The 15044-nt window shown below is 67.7% G+C and carries 15 protein-coding genes and 2 tRNA genes; 10 read left to right on the top strand and 7 right to left on the bottom strand.

Annotated elements, in window-relative coordinates:
* Positions 1-124 precede the first annotated feature (124 nt).
* From IEW87_RS02375 to IEW87_RS02365, 3 genes are all read left to right on the top strand, one after another.
* The gene (locus tag IEW87_RS02375) at positions 125-949 is read left to right on the top strand and encodes a type IV toxin-antitoxin system AbiEi family antitoxin domain-containing protein (RefSeq protein WP_188710711.1); all 825 of its coding nucleotides are present in this window, start codon (positions 125-127) and stop codon (positions 947-949) included.
* 92 nt (positions 950-1041) lie between these two features.
* A tRNA-Ile gene (locus IEW87_RS02370) sits at positions 1042-1118 on the top strand.
* 9 nt (positions 1119-1127) lie between these two features.
* Positions 1128-1200: transfer RNA gene (locus tag IEW87_RS02365), tRNA-Ala, on the top strand.
* Between the two features lie 151 nt (positions 1201-1351).
* Here IEW87_RS02365 and IEW87_RS02360 read toward each other — a convergent pair.
* From IEW87_RS02360 to IEW87_RS02335, 6 genes are all read right to left on the bottom strand, one after another.
* On the bottom strand, positions 1352-1528 hold the full coding sequence (locus IEW87_RS02360) for a hypothetical protein (protein ID WP_188710710.1): 177 nt from the start codon (positions 1526-1528) through the stop codon (positions 1352-1354).
* A gap of 180 nt (positions 1529-1708) precedes the next feature.
* On the bottom strand, positions 1709-2587 hold the full coding sequence (locus IEW87_RS02355) for an alpha/beta hydrolase (RefSeq protein WP_188710709.1): 879 nt from the start codon (positions 2585-2587) through the stop codon (positions 1709-1711).
* Entirely contained in the window at positions 2584-3180 is a 597-nt protein-coding gene (locus tag IEW87_RS02350) for a TetR family transcriptional regulator (RefSeq protein WP_188710708.1), read from the bottom strand. Before IEW87_RS02350 ends, IEW87_RS02355 begins: the two co-directional genes overlap by 4 nt.
* On the bottom strand, positions 3173-3754 hold the full coding sequence (locus IEW87_RS02345) for a hypothetical protein (RefSeq protein ID WP_188710707.1): 582 nt from the start codon (positions 3752-3754) through the stop codon (positions 3173-3175). Before IEW87_RS02345 ends, IEW87_RS02350 begins: the two co-directional genes overlap by 8 nt.
* Before the next feature lie 131 nt (positions 3755-3885).
* Positions 3886-4542 carry a hypothetical protein gene (locus IEW87_RS02340; RefSeq protein WP_188710706.1) on the bottom strand — a complete coding sequence of 219 codons (657 nt, stop codon included), beginning with the start codon at positions 4540-4542 and terminating at the stop codon, positions 3886-3888.
* 5 nt (positions 4543-4547) lie between these two features.
* The gene (locus tag IEW87_RS02335; RefSeq protein ID WP_188710705.1) at positions 4548-5561 is read right to left on the bottom strand and encodes a DUF1266 domain-containing protein; all 1014 of its coding nucleotides are present in this window, start codon (positions 5559-5561) and stop codon (positions 4548-4550) included.
* Positions 5562-5688: 127 nt separating this feature from the next.
* Here IEW87_RS02335 and IEW87_RS02330 point away from each other — a divergent pair, with 127 nt between their 5' ends.
* The 3 genes from IEW87_RS02330 to IEW87_RS02320 are packed head-to-tail and all read left to right on the top strand — an operon-like array spanning position 5689 to position 9107.
* Complete coding sequence (locus tag IEW87_RS02330) at positions 5689-6465, top strand: TSUP family transporter (RefSeq protein ID WP_188710704.1); 777 nt, start codon at positions 5689-5691, stop codon at positions 6463-6465.
* 31 nt (positions 6466-6496) lie between these two features.
* Positions 6497-7570: an L-cysteine desulfhydrase Cds1 gene (gene cds1, locus IEW87_RS02325; RefSeq protein ID WP_188710703.1), complete on the top strand. Its 1074-nt coding sequence runs from the start codon at positions 6497-6499 to the stop codon at positions 7568-7570.
* Positions 7563-9107: a threonine/serine exporter family protein gene (locus IEW87_RS02320; protein ID WP_229730857.1), complete on the top strand. Its 1545-nt coding sequence runs from the start codon at positions 7563-7565 to the stop codon at positions 9105-9107. The genes cds1 and IEW87_RS02320 overlap by 8 nt, the downstream gene beginning before the upstream one ends.
* A 14-nt stretch (positions 9108-9121) precedes the next feature.
* On the opposite strand, the gene IEW87_RS02315 is transcribed toward IEW87_RS02320, so the two are convergent.
* Positions 9122-10051, bottom strand: coding sequence for a sugar-binding transcriptional regulator (locus IEW87_RS02315; protein WP_188710702.1), 930 nt, complete (start codon positions 10049-10051; stop codon positions 9122-9124).
* A gap of 199 nt (positions 10052-10250) precedes the next feature.
* On the opposite strand from IEW87_RS02315, the gene IEW87_RS02310 reads away from it, so the two are divergent.
* The 4 genes from IEW87_RS02310 to IEW87_RS02295 are packed head-to-tail and all read left to right on the top strand — an operon-like array spanning position 10251 to position 15010.
* Positions 10251-11597, top strand: coding sequence for an ABC transporter substrate-binding protein (locus IEW87_RS02310; RefSeq protein ID WP_188710701.1), 1347 nt, complete (start codon positions 10251-10253; stop codon positions 11595-11597).
* Positions 11598-11625: 28 nt separating this feature from the next.
* A complete protein-coding gene (locus IEW87_RS02305) occupies positions 11626-12567 on the top strand; it encodes a carbohydrate ABC transporter permease (RefSeq protein WP_188710700.1) in 942 nt (313 codons plus the stop codon).
* Positions 12567-13463 carry a carbohydrate ABC transporter permease gene (locus IEW87_RS02300; RefSeq protein WP_188710699.1) on the top strand — a complete coding sequence of 299 codons (897 nt, stop codon included), beginning with the start codon at positions 12567-12569 and terminating at the stop codon, positions 13461-13463. The genes IEW87_RS02305 and IEW87_RS02300 overlap by 1 nt, the downstream gene beginning before the upstream one ends.
* A 26-nt stretch (positions 13464-13489) precedes the next feature.
* Positions 13490-15010 carry a mannitol dehydrogenase family protein gene (locus IEW87_RS02295; RefSeq protein ID WP_188710698.1) on the top strand — a complete coding sequence of 507 codons (1521 nt, stop codon included), beginning with the start codon at positions 13490-13492 and terminating at the stop codon, positions 15008-15010.
* The last annotated feature ends 34 nt before the right edge of the window (positions 15011-15044 follow it).

The raw sequence follows: 15044 nt of genomic DNA, 5'->3' as shown, positions 1-15044 counted from the left end.
GTGCGGCACCGCGGGCGCGCCGCGTGGCCGGGTCGGCGCGTCCACAGTGCGTGGAGCTGCCGACTTGTTGCAGGATCGTCGAATCGCCTGCGCGGACGGGATCACCCCGCGTCACGGTATCGGTATGGATCTCGCGCTCTATCTCTCGAAGTACAACGGCATCGCCCGGATGTCTACGCTCATCGACGCCGGAATCTCACGGCATCGGATCCGGCAGTCGCTCGATCGCGGGGAGGTCGCGCGGGTCGGACGCAGTTGGGTTGCGCATCCACAGAGCGATCCGCATCTCAGCGCGGCTGCGAGGCTGGGAGTCGCGCTGACATGCGTCACACAGGCCGAGAGGTTCGGGCTGTGGTCGTTCGGTGTGGACACCCCGCACGTCGCGGCGAAGCCGCACGCGAGCCTTCGTGAGCGAACTTCCGCTCACGTGCACTGGTCGAAGCCGATCGTTCCCCGCCGCGGTGAGGCGCTGGAGGACGGTATCGAAAACACGCTCGCGCAGGTCGCCGCGTGTCAGCCGTTCGAGAAGGCCCTCGTGATCTGGGAGTCCGCGGCCCGGAAGGAACTCGTCGATCGCAGTGTTCTGAAGCGACTCCCTCTCGGTCCGCAGGCCCGGCGAATCCTCGACGAGATGTGCTGGTTCTCCGACTCCGGGATCGAGACGGTCGTGATGCCGCGGCTGCGCTGGCTCCGCGTGCCGTTGCGGCCCCAGATCTCGATCGCGGGACATCGCGTCGACCTGCTCATCGGTGACCGACTCGTGCTGCAAGTCGACGGCGGACACCACGTCGGCCCGCAGCGGACTGAGGACAATCGTCACGACGCGCAACTCATGCTGATGGGCTATCACGTGATCCGGGTCGGGTACCACCAGATCGTCGACCGCTGGCACGAGGTCGAGTACGTCATCTCGACCGCGGTCGCGCAGGGTCTGCATCTCGCTCGGTAAGCCGCCACGCCCGGGACGCAGACACGAATTGGAGAGGCCGGATTTCGTGGGGTATGCTCTTGAAGGTTGACGACCGGCGGTCCGAGACGTACGGGGCTATAGCTCAGGCGGTTAGAGCGCTTCACTGATAATGAAGAGGTCCCAGGTTCAAGTCCTGGTAGCCCCACCACCCGATCCCGGGGCCTTAGCTCAGTTGGTAGAGCGCCTGCTTTGCAAGCAGGATGTCAGGAGTTCGAATCTCCTAGGCTCCACAATGTGATGAGTCGCGACATGGGTCTCACCTGAGTCGCGACATGTGTCACAGATGAGAGCTCGGCCATTGGCCGGGCTCTCGTTGTTGGTTGCGCCAGTATCCGCGGGTCGGGGGATTACCGGCCAAAAGGAGTGAATGGGTTCGGCGTGTCAGTGTCTGCCTGCCCATCCTGATCGCGGCCAGAGGTCTTCTGTGGCGTCGAGTCTGGTGTCGTAGGCGAGGTAACTGACCTGGTCGGTGGGCTGGGGAAGGGTCGTTTCCTGTTCGCGCCGGACCGCGACCAGACCCGGAAGAAGCGTCGCGACATTCTCGTCGAAGCGGTTCATCGGCGTCCTTCCGTCGGTGGCTGCTGAGCGTCAGCCTACGGTCGCGGTTGGGCGCGTCGCGATGGTCGATTCATCCGCGATGTGTGCGCCGATATGTGGTGCGGAGCCGCGCCGCGAGCTCGACTACCGCACGCCCGCCGAGTACAACGACCCTCACAGTGTGTTCGGCTCGCGCTGACCTCATTCGGTCGGGCGGGCGAGCGCGTGAAGGAAAGCCGTGACCGCCGCCTCGTACTCCGCAGGTGCGGTCTTAATGCCTTCCAGATGGGCGGCGGGGAACTCGGCCACCGTGGCATGCGGATACCTGCTCGCGAGCGCGCGGACCTGCGCCGGCTGCACCAGGGTGTCGTCGGCACCGATCAGGTACAGCATCGGGGTGGTTCCGGAGGCAGAAGACTCCCGCTTGGGTGGCCAGTCGGTGCCGAGCATGGTCACTGCACTGCGCGCGAACGCCGACACGACGTCGGGGCGGCGCAGCACCGCACGGATCGGGGCAGGGACGGGCACGCCGCCGGTGGTCAGGAAGTCGCGCAACATCGCGTCCAGGTCAAGACCGGGGCCGCTGTCACAGAGGATCGCATCGACCGGCGACGTCGGGTGGCGTAGTTGGTGGAGGGTGGGGAAGGTGGAGAAGGAGAACCCCCACACCACGAGCGGTCGAGCGCCGGGCCAGGTGGTGCGAGCGACGTCGATACCGGTGGTGATGTCAGCGCTGTACCGCTCGGCCAGGTGCTCTCGGGCCGGATCCGGGGCGGAGAGGCCGTGGTTCCGGTGGTCGAAAACCAGCACGTTCCAGCCCAGCCCGTGCAACAGCCGCGCTTGCCGCAGGCTGGCCGATTTTGTCAGTCCGATCCCGTGTCCCACGATCGCCGTGCCCGCCCCCGTGCCCGCTGCCCGGCCGGGGATGAGCCACAGGTGCAGGTTGATCCCATCCGGTGTCCGAACGATCTCCTCCGTGAAAGGCAGGCCGAGGTCGCCGGGATGCCGGTGATGCTTTTTACGCGGGGGATGGAACAGAGTGTGCGCCAGCCGGTACCCCATGCGCTCTGCCAGCGTCACGATTCTGTTCCCGTCGCTCCGAGCGCCGCGAGCGATGCCGCAACCACAGCCTCTTCCAGTCCTGGCGCGCGGTCGCCGGAATCGATGATGCGGCGGGCTGCGGCATAGGGGATGTCGATCAACGCGAACTGCGCCCTCCCCAGGGTGGAATTGTCCACGCTGCCGAAGTGCGCAGCGGCAAAAGCAATGACCGCGCCCTTCACCCCGTCGTTGAGGGTCGCAAGATCCTCGCCGAGTTCTTCCGGCCACAACGCGATGAGGTCCTCGCGGCGATACAGCGTCAGCAACTTCGCCTCGGCCGCGTGTGCCGCGCTCCAGGTCAGCACGTGCGCCACCGCGGCCCGTGCCGCCGCCAGCGGAGCGGGGTTGTCGAGCGCGGCGAGGAATCCCTCCTGAAACCGCCGCACAGTCCTGGTCCACAGGGTCGCCAGGATCAGGTCGCGTGAGGCGAAGCGGTGATACACGGATCCCGACGGCGCACCGAGGTGTTTCGCGATCGCGACCACCGACGCACCCCCCGGACCCCCTGCCGCAACCACGGCAAGCGCGGCATCGAGGATGTGCTGGTCGGAGTACTTTGCCGTCCTACCCACCACGCACCCCCATGCCTGCGCCGTGCGACCTTGTCACGGTGTCGCGTTCAGCGAGCCCAGCCAGCACCCGCAGTTGCTTCCGCATCATCAACAGGTCGCCCCAGGCCAGCAGATACCGGTGTGCCCCGCCGAGCCATCGCCCGTTCCGCGGCATCCACAGCACCGCGCTCAGTCGCAACGCATCGTCGGGCAGCGGATCGACCTGGTATCGCACGGTGATCGCGCCGAACGCCCGCGTCGGCCACCCCGGTCTCATCCGCAAGGTCAGCGACCGGTCGGAGTCGTAGTCGGTGAGGGTGAAGATCGTCATGAACCGCTGACCGATCGCCAGCTCCCGCAACGCCGGATTCGCCGTGCGGGGGCTGCGCCTCCCGAAGTTGTCGATCCAGTCATAGCTGTATGGCGCACGCCTCAGCTGACACAACCACAGGAACAACATCTCCGGTTCGGCGCTCGTGACCACCGCGCGCGTTGCCGTCCGCACGCCCCCGCTCTCGCGCAATACGACAGGCGGATCGAGCGCCACGGATTCGCTCCACACCCACGGCAACCGCCCGAACGACGCAGACGACACGGAGCCACCTCCACTCGAACATTTTAGAGACATCTCTCTATTATATCGCGCGTCGTCGCTGGTGGGAAGTGAACGCTGCAGATCGTCGCGCGTTACGGACGCCGATCCCTCGACAGACGGCTCGTCGCCGGCTATGGCCGCGGCCACTGCGGATCCGACCAGGGGGCGCCCGGACGGTAAAGCGTGTGCGCCCGCGCCATGTTCTCGTGATCGCCGAGCAGGTCGCCGAAGGCGAGCCAATCGTCCGCGTCGTGTCGAAGCGACTCCGCGAGGCCGTGGGTCTCGTCGCGCGCCGAGGACTCCGTGAGGTGACCGGTCGCGACGCCCGCCCGGATCCACCAGGCGAGCTCGACCGCGGCGAATGCACGATCTTGCGCGGACGTCGCGCCCTCGAGATTGGCTGCGAGGCGGACCCGTGACAGGTCCCACGACGTGGTGCGCGTGAGCTCGTCTGCGAGGCGCTCCCACGCCTCTTCTCCCGCGGACGTTGACGCTGCCGCGCCTCCTCCGAGATCCCATCGCTTCGCATCGAGCCCTTCGAACACGACCCGCGGCGCCGCGAATCCGAGCAGCCACCGTTCGTCATCGCTGAGAGGGTTCGGATCCGGCGCTGGCGCCGTCGGTACGAATGTGGCGGTCGCGACGTATCCGGGGCCGCCGCGGTCGGGATCGTTGCGCTTTTTCCGGCGGTACCACCAGAGCACGAGCAGGCAGACGGCGAGGATCCCGAGCACGATGACGAACGTCGTCACGTCGAAGTCGCCGCGCGGGCGAGGGATCCAGGCCATCGGGATCAGCGGTCGTCGTCGGCCAGTTCGCGCTGCCGCAGCGCGTCGTGGATGCGCTTCGACCAGACGGGCTCGCCCGGTTCGAGGTACTCGCCCGGATCCGGCGCGTACACGCCGTCGTCGCGCAGTGCGTCGACGAACAGCATCCGGGATGCCGGCAGCGGCATGTCCCAGGCGACTCGCGCCCACGGGCTCGCTAACGAGGTGAGGACCTCCTGGCGGCTCAGGTCATGGGCGTCCATCTGCGCTTCGTTCTCGCCGCCCTGCGAGTTCCAGTACCAACGGCCGAGTCGGAACGACTCGCCCAGCTCCTCCCAGGATCCGTAGTGCTCGCGGAGGTCTTCGGAGATCATGACAAGGACGTCGGCGGCTTCGGACTCGGAGAGGTATCCCGCCGTCGCGCCAGCCCGCACGATCATGGCGAGACGCACGAAATCCCACGCCAGGAAGTCGACGGATCGAATACCGCGATCGTCGGCGCGCACCCGACGTGCGCGCCACAGCGCCTCAGTGGCGTCGACGGAGTGCTTGGCGGCGTTGCGCAGGTCCACCTCGAGCGCGTTCCATTCGTCGTCGCTCAGCGCGCTCCAGCGTGCGATCTCCCCGGCGAAGTCGTCACGGTGGCCCGACAGCAGCAGGTCGAAGATCGCCTGCAGCATGCTGGAGCGATCGGTCACTCCCCACGCCTCGGCGAGGATCTGGCGCTCCTCCTGCGGGTCGCCGAACGTCAGCCGATCCTGGTCGGCTCCGCGGCAGAGCGCGAACGGCGCACCGACGGCGACACCCCAATCGACGTACCGGGAGCCGAATGCGTCAGCGTCCGGCGACCAGCGGGGTCGGTGATGCTCAGCGAGCGCCGCTGCCTCGGATGCCGCGTGCTGTTCCCTGGTCGCACGGATCCTCTTGCCCTCACGCCATGCGCGGAAGACCACGCCGGCGATGACAATCGCGATGACGGCGACGAAGACGAGCCACATGACTCCTTCGGACGAGTCGGTGCTGGCAGCGTAAACGATCATCTGAAGAGCTCCCGGTCGTGGTGCGCATATTGTTGCACGCCGGCGTCACCCGCAGATACCCGACAATCACGAGGGCGACGATGTGCCGACATCAGCGCCGCTCGGGCACCGGGAATACACTCGCCTGGTGCCGGATATCGACCTGATCACCCTCGTGCTGCTGATCGGCGCGGGCCTCATCGCGGGGTGGGTCGACGCGGTCGTCGGTGGCGGCGGACTCATCCAGCTGCCGGCGCTGATGCTCGTGCCGGGAATCGCGCCGCTGCAGGCGCTCGCGACGAACAAGATCGCGAGCATCATGGGCACGTCGGTCGCCGCCGTTACGTACGCGCGGCGGGTGAGACCGGATCCGATGACCGCGCTGCCGCTCGCGGGCACGGCGCTCGCGGGGGCGATCGTCGGCGCGATCATCGCCGCGTCGATCCCTGCGCAGGCCTTCACGCCGATCATCCTCGTCGTGCTCATCGGCGTGGGAACGTTCACGGTCCTCAAGCCGAAGCTCGGCGTGCACGCCCGTCGTCGCTGGCATGGGTGGCGGCACGCGACGGCCGCGGGCGCGATCGGCGCGGTTGTCGGCGTCTACGACGGCGCGCTCGGCCCGGGCACCGGATCCTTCTTCGTGATTCTCATCGTGAGCGTGCTCGGGTACGCCTTCATGCCCGCGTCGGCGCTCGGAAAGATCGCGAATCTCTGCACCAATCTCGGGGCGTTGATCTTCTTCATCCCTGCCGGACATGTGCTCTGGCCGCTTGGCATTGCGGTGGGCGTAGCGAACCTCGTCGGTGGATACCTCGGCGCGCGTATGGCCCTCTCGCGCGGGAACCGTTTCGTGCGCGTCGTGTTCGTCGCGGTCGTGGCGGCGCTCGCCCTCAAACTCGCCTACGACCTGCTGATCACCACCTGAAGGCGGCCCGCTCGGCAACTACGCTCGAGGTATGAGCGATCGTCGGGCGTGGGTGAACGATGCGATCGGCCTGATCGAGGCCGACGCGAACCGCAGCGCCGACACCCACCTGCACGTCTTCCCGCTCCCCGCGGAGTGGGGCATCGACCTGTACCTGAAGGACGAGTCGGTGCATCCGACGGGATCCCTCAAGCATCGCCTGGCACGTTCGCTCATGCTCTTCGGGCTCGTGAACGGCCACATCGGTCCCGACACCGTCCTCGTCGAGGCGTCGAGTGGATCCACGGCGGTCAGCGAGGCGTACTTCGCGCGCATGCTGGGCCTCGAGTTCGTCACGGTCGTGCCGCGGTCGACGAGCCCCGAGAAGATCGAGCTCATCGAGTTCTGGGGCGGTCGCTGCCACTTCGTCGATGCGCCGCCGGAGATGTACTCGGAGGCCGAGCGTCTGGCGGCGGAGTGCGGCGGTCACTACCTCGACCAGTTCACGTTCGCCGAACGCGCGACAGACTGGCGGGGCAATAACAACATCGCCGAAAGCGTTTTCGCCCAGCTCGAGCGGGAGCGGTCACCGCTTCCCTCCTGGATCGTCGTGGGTGCCGGAACCGGGGGCACCTCGGCCACCTTCGGCCGGTACGTGCGCTATCGCCGTTACCCGACGCGCGTCGCGGTCGTCGACCCCGAGAACTCGGCCTTCTTCGGCGGCTGGGAGACCGGGGCTCCCGACTACGCCACCGGCATGCCGAGCCGCATCGAGGGCATCGGCCGCCCCCGCATCGAGCCGTCGTTCGTGCCGAGCGTGATCGACCACATGATCCGCGTTCCCGACGCCGCGTCCATCGCGGCGATCCGGCTGCTGCGCGAACGCACGCGGCACTGGGCGGGCGGCTCGACCGGCACGAACCTCTACGGCGCGTTCGGCCTGATCGCCGAGATGCGCGCGCGTGGCGAGCGCGGATCCGTCGTCACACTGATCTGCGACGGCGGCGAGCGGTACGCGAATACGTACTACGACGACGAGTGGATCCGCCAGCAAGGATTCGACCTCGCGCCGCACCACGCGCGTATGGAGACGTTCCTCGACACGGGAGAGTGGGGCGATGAGTGACCGGCGACACCGCCGCGTACTCGGCGGGCTGAAGCGCGTTCTCTGGAACGACCCCGCGCGCCGGAACATGACCGAGCAGCTGCCGATCATCGACGACCGGCTCGCGCAGAGGATCATCGACCTCGCGATGCGCGTCGCCGAGGTGATGCTGTCGATCGGCGCGAGCGCGAAAGAGGTCACGCTCGCGGCCCTGCGCATCACGAACGCGTACGGGCTCAAGAGCGTGCACGTCAACGTCACGTTCAACTCGGTGATTCTCTCGGACCACCGCGCCGGGTCCGGCGATCCGATCACGCTGATGCGCGTGGTGCGGTCGGCGGCGCCCGATCATGCGAAGCTGCAGCGACTACAGGGCCTCGTCAACGACGTCGAGTCCGGCATGCCGCTCGACGAGGCGATCAGCGACTTCCAGCGGATCCGCCGCACCCCCTTCATGTACAGCAACGTCGTGATGGTGGGGGTGCAGGCGATGCTCGGCATCGCGATCGCGCTCATGTACGGCGCCGGATGGCTGACGCTCGTGATCGTCTTCGTCGCTTCCCTCCTTGTCGCCCTCACGCAGCTCGGGCTTGTGCGGCTGCGGGTCCCGATCTTCTTCACCCAGGCCGCAGGCGGTCTCGTCCTCGTCGCGTTCGCCGTGTGTGTGCTCGCCCTCGCATCCAACGGCGTCGACGCCCTCGCGGCGGTGCGGCCCTCCGTCCTCGTCTCTTCAGGCATCGTGATGATGCTCGCCGGGCTCGCTGTCGTCGGAGCCGCGCAGGACGCGATCGACGGCTTCTCGCTGACGGCGGGCGGCCGGATCCTGGACATCGCCGTGATGACGATGGGCCTCGTGGTCGGGATCATCGTGGGGCTCGAGGCGGCCCGTCAGCTGGGGATCGGACTCGAGATGCCGCGCGAGGTGCTCGCGTTCGGGCCGCCCCTTGGGCACGTGGCGGGCGCGATGCTGATCGCGGCCGCAGTCGCGGTACTGAACGGATCCGGTATCAGCATCATCCTCGTCAGCGCGGCCCTCGGCGCCCTGGCGTGGGCGGGTTGGTACGTGCTGAGTTCGATCTCGGGGGTGCCGTATGCGGGTGCCGTGTTCGGCGGCGCGCTCGTGGCGAGCTTCGTCGGATCCGTCGTCGCCGACCGGCTCTCGGTCCCGTCGATCGCGGTGACGACGGCCGCGATGATTCCGATGGTGCCGGGCACGTCGGTGTTCCTCGGGCTGCTCGGCTTCGTGAGCGCCGACGCCGATCAGGCGCAGTTCATCGGAGCCTTCGATTCGCTCTTCACCGCCGGCATGATCGGGATCGCGCTCGCCGCGGGGGCGACGTTCGGCATCATGATCGGGAGCCCGCTGCGCTTGCGGCTCGGAAACCGCACCGTCACGATGCGCTCCAAGGCGCGTCCGGTGTCGGCGGCGGGCGGCACGGCGGCGTTCGAGGTGGTGCGCACCGAGCCGGTCGACGCGCCGCAGTACGATGTCGAGCACGAGGATGCGGTCGCGGAGTCGGACGACCCGCACCCGCTCACGAAGCCGTACGACACGTAGTGCGTTCGGCGGGGCTACGCCTCGGACAGCGCGGTCGCGAGCGCGTCGTCGATGAGCATCACGTCGATCACGCCCGCCGCCGCGGCTGCGCGTACGGCCGGCGCACGCGCTTTGCCGTGCGCGACGCCGACGGTCGTGCCGGCGTCGCGCAGCTGATCCAGCGTGACGGCGATGACGCGATCGTTGATCGTCTCGACCGGCGACCCGTCGGCGGCGACGAGCCGGCCGGAGATCTCGGCCACCGCGCCAGCGTCGGCGGCCTCGCGTCGCTGCTCGGGCGTGCACTTGAGGCGGACAGACGAGAGCTCCCCCTCCCACGCACCGATCGACACGATCGCGAGGTCGAGGGCGTCGGCCGCGGCGAGGGCCCCGCTGATCTCGGGCAGTGCGCGCAGGTCGTCGGCCGTCTCGGCCGCGGTGACCAGTAGCGGCGCGTACAGGCGCGTGACGTGCACGGCCGGATCCTGGCCCAGCCGCGTGAACGTCTCCTGTCGCGGTGGCTCGTCGCCGAGCTGCAGTGCGCCCGCGAGCTGCACGACGGTGCTGCGTGGCAGCGTGGGGACGAAGTCTGCGGCGGCATCGAGGGTGCGTGACCACGAGATCCCGATCCGCTGGCCGGGCTTGGCCTGCGCGTCGACGAACCGGAGCGCGGCGCGGCCCATCGTGGTGGCGACGTCGCGCGAGGTCTCGTCGACGATGATGACCGAGCGGACGCCGAGGCGGGTCGCGAGTTCGGTGGCCCGGTCGTCACCCGTCGCCTCGCCCGACTCGATCGTGATCGTGATGACGCCAGCGTCGTGCGCTTCGTCGAGCATGCGCGCGACCTGGAAACGGCTCAGCCCGAACTCGTTCGCGATCTGCACCTTCGAGAGACGCTCGACGTAGTACGCGCGCGCGAGCTGCACGAGCAGACGACGGTGTCGTGCGGACGTACTCGCGGTCATGAACCTGCCTTCGTGCCGGATCGTTCCCACCGGCGAGCGGCAGGCTGCTCAGATGATACCCCTTGCGCACATGAGCAGTCCATGCCACGATATCTCACATGAGCACCCCCGCTCATATGTGCACCAATCACTCGAATCCCTTGATGACGGCAGCGAAGCCGGGCTTCGCATAGACCCTCACAGACGAGGAGCTCAGGACATGAATCGCAGCAGGACAACTCGCACCGCGTTCGTCGCGGCAGTTGCCACGGGTGCGCTCGCGCTGACGGCGTGCGCCGGCGCCGGCGGAGGCGGAGGCGGCGGAGGAGGAGGTGACGAGGTCAACGTGCTGATGGTGAACAACCCGCAGATGGAGGACTTGCAGCGCCTCACGGCCGACCACTTCACTGCCGAAACGGGCATCACGGTGAACTACACGATCCTGCCGGAGAACGAGGTGCGCGCGCGGATCGGGCAGGAGTTCTCATCGCAGGCCGGACAGTACGACGTCGCGTCGCTGTCGAACTACGAGATCCCGACCTACGCGCGCAACGGCTGGCTCAGCCCGATGACCCCCGACGCCGACTTTGACCAAGACGACATCCTCGCGCCGATGGCAGAGTCGCTCACCGTCGATGGCGACATCTACGGGCAGCCGTTCTACGGCGAGGGCTCGTTCCTCATGTACCGCACCGACGTCTTCGACGAGGCCGGCCTGACGATGCCGGAGAACCCGACCTGGGACGAGGTCGCGCAGCTCGCGGCCGACGTCGACGGGGCGGAGTCCGGCATGAGCGGCATCTGCCTTCGCGGCCTGCCCGGCTGGGGCCAGATCTTCGCCCCGCTGACAACGGTCGTGAACACCTTCGGCGGCACGTGGTTCGACGAGGATTGGAACGCCCAGGTCGACGCGCCGGAATTCACGGAGGCCGTCCAGTTCTACGTCGACCTCGTCCGCGAGCACGGACCCTCGGGATCGGCGCAGGCTGGCTACACCGAGTGCCTCACGAACCTCCAGCAGGGCAACGTCGCCATGTGGTACGACTCCACGGCCGCGACGGGCACGCTCGAGGCTGAGGACTCGCCCGTGAGCGGCAACATCGGCTACGTCGCCGCGCCGGTCGCCGAGACCGAGTCGAGCTCGTGGCTGTACACGTGGGCGTGGGGGATCCAGGCCGCCGGCAACAACCAGGACGCCGCGCAGCAGTTCGTCGCGTGGGCGTCGTCGCAGGAGTACGAGGAGCTCGTGGCCGAAGAGTATGGGTGGGCACGTGTCCCTGCGGGCAAGCGAGCCTCCACGTATGAGAACCCCGAGTACCAGGAGGCCGCGGCGCCGTTCTACCAGCAGACCGTCGACGCGATCGAGTCGGCGGATCCGGTGAACCCAGGCGTGCAGGCGCGACCGGCGCTCGGTGTGCAGTTCGTTGCGATCCCGGAGTTCGCGGATCTGGCGACCGGCATCTCCGAGGACATCAGTTCTGCGATCGCGGGACAGATGAGCGTCGAAGATGCGCTGGCGCGCGGACAGTCCGACGCCGAGTCGGTCGGCGAGTCGTACCAGGAATGACCGGACCCTCTCACAATCGGAGACTGTGATGTCCGCGACATCGACCGCGTTCGCACCGGACACGCGTGCCGTGGTTCAGGCGCCTGACGGGTCCGGCGGTGCACACCGCTGGGCCCGCAGGGCGCCCCTGCTCCCGGCCCTGCTGTTCGTGATCCTCGTCACCCAGGTCCCGTTCGCGATCACGATCGTGATCTCGTTCATGAACTGGAACGCGGCGTACCCGAACGACATCTCGTTCGGAACGCTCGACAACTATCGCACCGTGTTCACGGATCCCGGGATCCTGCGCGCCGTCGGCGTCACGGTCGGGCTGACCGTCGGTGTCGTGGTCGTCTCGGCGGTCCTCGGACTGCTGATCGCGCTGCTGCTCGACCGGAAGTTCGTCGGCCGCGGCATCGTCCGTACGCTGATGATCACGCCGTTCCTCATCGTGCCTGTGGCCGCCGCACTCGTCTTCAAGCACGCGATCTTCAACCCCAACTACGGTCTGTTGAACGGCATGCTCACGACGATCTTCGGCGAGAGCGCGCCGCAGCTCGACGTGATGACCGATGCTCCGCTGCTGGCGATCGGAGCGGTGCTCGTGTGGCAGTGGACGCCGTTCATGATGCTGATCATGCTCGCGGGCCTGCAGTCACGCCCCCTCGACGTGTACGAGGCCGTGATGATGGATGGGGCCACGCCGTGGCAGGCATTCCGTTTCGTGACGCTGCCGCACCTGCGCCGCTACATCGAGCTGGCCGCGCTGCTGGGAACGATCTACATCGTGCAGAACTTCGACACTGTGTTCACGATGACCTCGGGCGGACTCGGCACCGCGAATCTCCCGTACGTGATCTATCAGGAGTTCTTCGTCGCTCAGGATTACGGCGTCTCATCCGCCGTCGGCGTCGTGGTCGTCGTCGGATCGCTCATCGTGGCCACGGTCGCGCTGCGCACGGCGTCGAGCCTGCTCAAGGAGGAGAACTGATGACCACCCTCACCGCGCCCGCCGCGGCCCCGGCACCCGCCACGCCGAACGCGCCGCCACGACGGCGGAAGCGCAGCAGCCCGACGAACGTCGTGCTCGGCATTGTCGCCTGGCTCGTCGGGCTGATCTTCGTCACGCCGATCCTCTGGATGATCCTCACGGGTCTGCACTCCGAGGTCGACGCGGCGACCAACCCGCCCAGTTTCCTCGCCCCGCTCACGTTCGAGTCGTTCACCGACTTCTTCGGCGCGAGCGGCGGGCTGGATCCGTGGCCGTTCCTCATCAACTCCGCGGTCGCCGCACTCGTGTCGACGCTCATCGTGCTCATCCTGTCGACATCGGCGGCGTACGCGCTCGCCGTGCGGAAGATCGACCGCTGGAGCGACGTGATGTTCTTCCTGCTGTCGACGAAGATGCTCCCGATGGTCGCGGGTCTGCTGCCCGTCTATATCGTGGCGCGCATGTTCGGGATCCTCGACACCTGGCTGCTGCTGATCATCATCTACTCGGCGATGAACATGCCGATCGCGGTGTGGATGATGCGATCGTTCCTGGCCGAGGTGCCGGTCGCGATCCTCGAGGCCGCGGAGATCGACGGCGCACGGCTGCCGCGCATCTTCGTGCAGATTCTGCTGCCGCTCACGGCCCCCGGCCTCGCGGCGACCGCTCTCATCTGCGTCATCTTCAGCTGGAACGAGCTGCTGTTCGCTTCGGTGCTCACCTCGACGTCGGCGGCGACGTCGCCGGTCTTCCTCACCAGCTTCGTCACCTCGCAGGGACTGTTCCTGTCGCAGGTGTGCGCCGCGTCGCTCGTGATCTCGGTTCCCGTGCTGGTGGCCGGAATCGCGGCGCAGGACAAGCTCGTGCAGGGCCTCTCGATGGGTGCCGTGAAATGATCGATCCGTCCCGAGGAGAAGAAAGCATGTCGTCCGAGCGACCGCACCCGCTTCTACGGCCGTCCGCGGCCGCCCTGCCCGTCCTCGCGGAGCGAGGGGTCGCCGTCCCGCAGTACGATCGCGAGGCCGTCACCCCGGGAATCGTGCACTTCGGCGTCGGCGGCTTCCATCGCGCGCATATGGCGATGGCGCTCGACGACCTGCACTCGGATGGGCTCGCGATGGACTGGGGGATCGTCGGCGCCGGGCTGCTGCCGGGCGACGTGCGGATGCGCGATGCACTCGCCGCGCAGGACCACCTGTACTCCCTCGTGATCAAGCATCCGGACGGCACTCGCGAGAGTCGTGTCATCGGATCGATCATCGACTATCGCTACGGGCCGGATGATCCCGAGGCGCTTCTCGCGCTCATGGCTGATCCGACGATCCGCATCGTCTCGCTGACCGTCACCGAAGGCGGGTACAACGTCAACCCCGTCACGGGCGAGTTCGTCACGGAGGAGGAGGCGATCGTCCGCGACGTCGCCGCGCTCCGCGAGGGCCGCCCGCCGGCATCCGTCTTCGGTTACGTCGTCGAGGCACTCCGGAGGCGGCGCGCGGCCGGGACGACGCCGTTCACATTGCAGTCGTGCGACAACATCGCGGGCAACGGCCACGTTGCGAAGAAGATGTTCTGCGCGTTCGCCGAGCTCGTCGACGCCGACCTGGCCGCATGGATCGCGTCGGAGGTGGCGTTCCCGAACGCCATGGTCGACCGGATCACGCCCGTCACGACCGATGTCGACCGCGCCGAGCTGCGCGATCGCGTCGGCATCGACGACGCCTGGCCGGTGGTCGCCGAGCCGTTCTTCCAATGGGTTGTCGAGGATGACTTCGTCGACGGGCGCCCGCCGTATGAGCGGGCCGGCGTGCAGGTCGTCGACGATGTCGTCCCTTACGAGCATATGAAGCTCCGCCTCCTCAACGTCTCGCATCAGGGCCTGGCGTACTTCGGCATCCTCGCCGGCTACACCTACGCGCACGAAGCGATGGCGGATCCGGACATCGCGACGTATCTGCGTCGCTACATGGACGAGGAGGGCACGCCCAGCCTCGCCCCCGTACCGGGAATCGACCTCGACGTTTACAAGGACACGCTCATCGAAAGGTTCGCGAATCCGGAGATCCGCGACACTCTCGCGCGGCTCGGCGCGGAATCGTCGGACCGGATCCCGAAATGGCTCGTGCCGGTGATCCAGGACAACCTCGCCTCGGGGGCACCCGTCGAGGTCTCCGCGGCGATCTGCGCATCCTGGGCACGCTACGACGAGGGCGTTGATGAAGCGGGCGCGCCGATCACAGTCGTGGATCGCTACGCCGACGACCTCATGGCCGCCGCGGCGCGCCAGCGCGAGGATCCGCTCGCCTTCGTGCGGAACGAGCAGTTCTTCGGCGACCTCGCCGCTCGCGAGGAGTTCACCCGTCCCTACCTCGCCGCACTCGCCTCGCTCCATGAGCGCGGTGCGAAGGAGACGGTCCGCCGTCTGGCCACGCGCGAGGCATTGTAGCGCGCGGTGGCGAGCGGCGGTTCGTCAGCTATCT

The sequence above is a fragment of the Microbacterium faecale genome (genome assembly GCF_014640975.1).
In the GTDB taxonomy this organism is placed as follows: domain Bacteria; phylum Actinomycetota; class Actinomycetes; order Actinomycetales; family Microbacteriaceae; genus Microbacterium; species Microbacterium faecale.
Note: the sequence above shows the minus strand (reverse complement) of the source record. Positions and strands in the feature narration are given on the sequence as shown.

What these genes read in the sequence shown, in the direction of transcription:
- IEW87_RS02375 (WP_188710711.1), top strand. Translation starts at nt 125, where the DNA reads ATGGATCTCGCGCTCTATCTCTCGAAGTACAACGGCATCGCCCGGATG.
- IEW87_RS02360 (WP_188710710.1), bottom strand. Translation starts at nt 1,528, where the DNA reads ATGAACCGCTTCGACGAGAATGTCGCGACGCTTCTTCCGGGTCTGGTC.
- IEW87_RS02340 (WP_188710706.1), bottom strand. Translation starts at nt 4,542, where the DNA reads ATGGCCTGGATCCCTCGCCCGCGCGGCGACTTCGACGTGACGACGTTC.
- IEW87_RS02335 (WP_188710705.1), bottom strand. Translation starts at nt 5,561, where the DNA reads ATGATCGTTTACGCTGCCAGCACCGACTCGTCCGAAGGAGTCATGTGG.
- cds1 (WP_188710703.1), top strand. Translation starts at nt 6,497, where the DNA reads ATGAGCGATCGTCGGGCGTGGGTGAACGATGCGATCGGCCTGATCGAG.
- IEW87_RS02320 (WP_229730857.1), top strand. Translation starts at nt 7,563, where the DNA reads ATGAGTGACCGGCGACACCGCCGCGTACTCGGCGGGCTGAAGCGCGTT.
- IEW87_RS02315 (WP_188710702.1), bottom strand. Translation starts at nt 10,051, where the DNA reads ATGACCGCGAGTACGTCCGCACGACACCGTCGTCTGCTCGTGCAGCTC.
- IEW87_RS02310 (WP_188710701.1), top strand. Translation starts at nt 10,251, where the DNA reads ATGAATCGCAGCAGGACAACTCGCACCGCGTTCGTCGCGGCAGTTGCC.
- IEW87_RS02305 (WP_188710700.1), top strand. Translation starts at nt 11,626, where the DNA reads ATGTCCGCGACATCGACCGCGTTCGCACCGGACACGCGTGCCGTGGTT.
- IEW87_RS02300 (WP_188710699.1), top strand. Translation starts at nt 12,567, where the DNA reads ATGACCACCCTCACCGCGCCCGCCGCGGCCCCGGCACCCGCCACGCCG.
- IEW87_RS02295 (WP_188710698.1), top strand. Translation starts at nt 13,490, where the DNA reads ATGTCGTCCGAGCGACCGCACCCGCTTCTACGGCCGTCCGCGGCCGCC.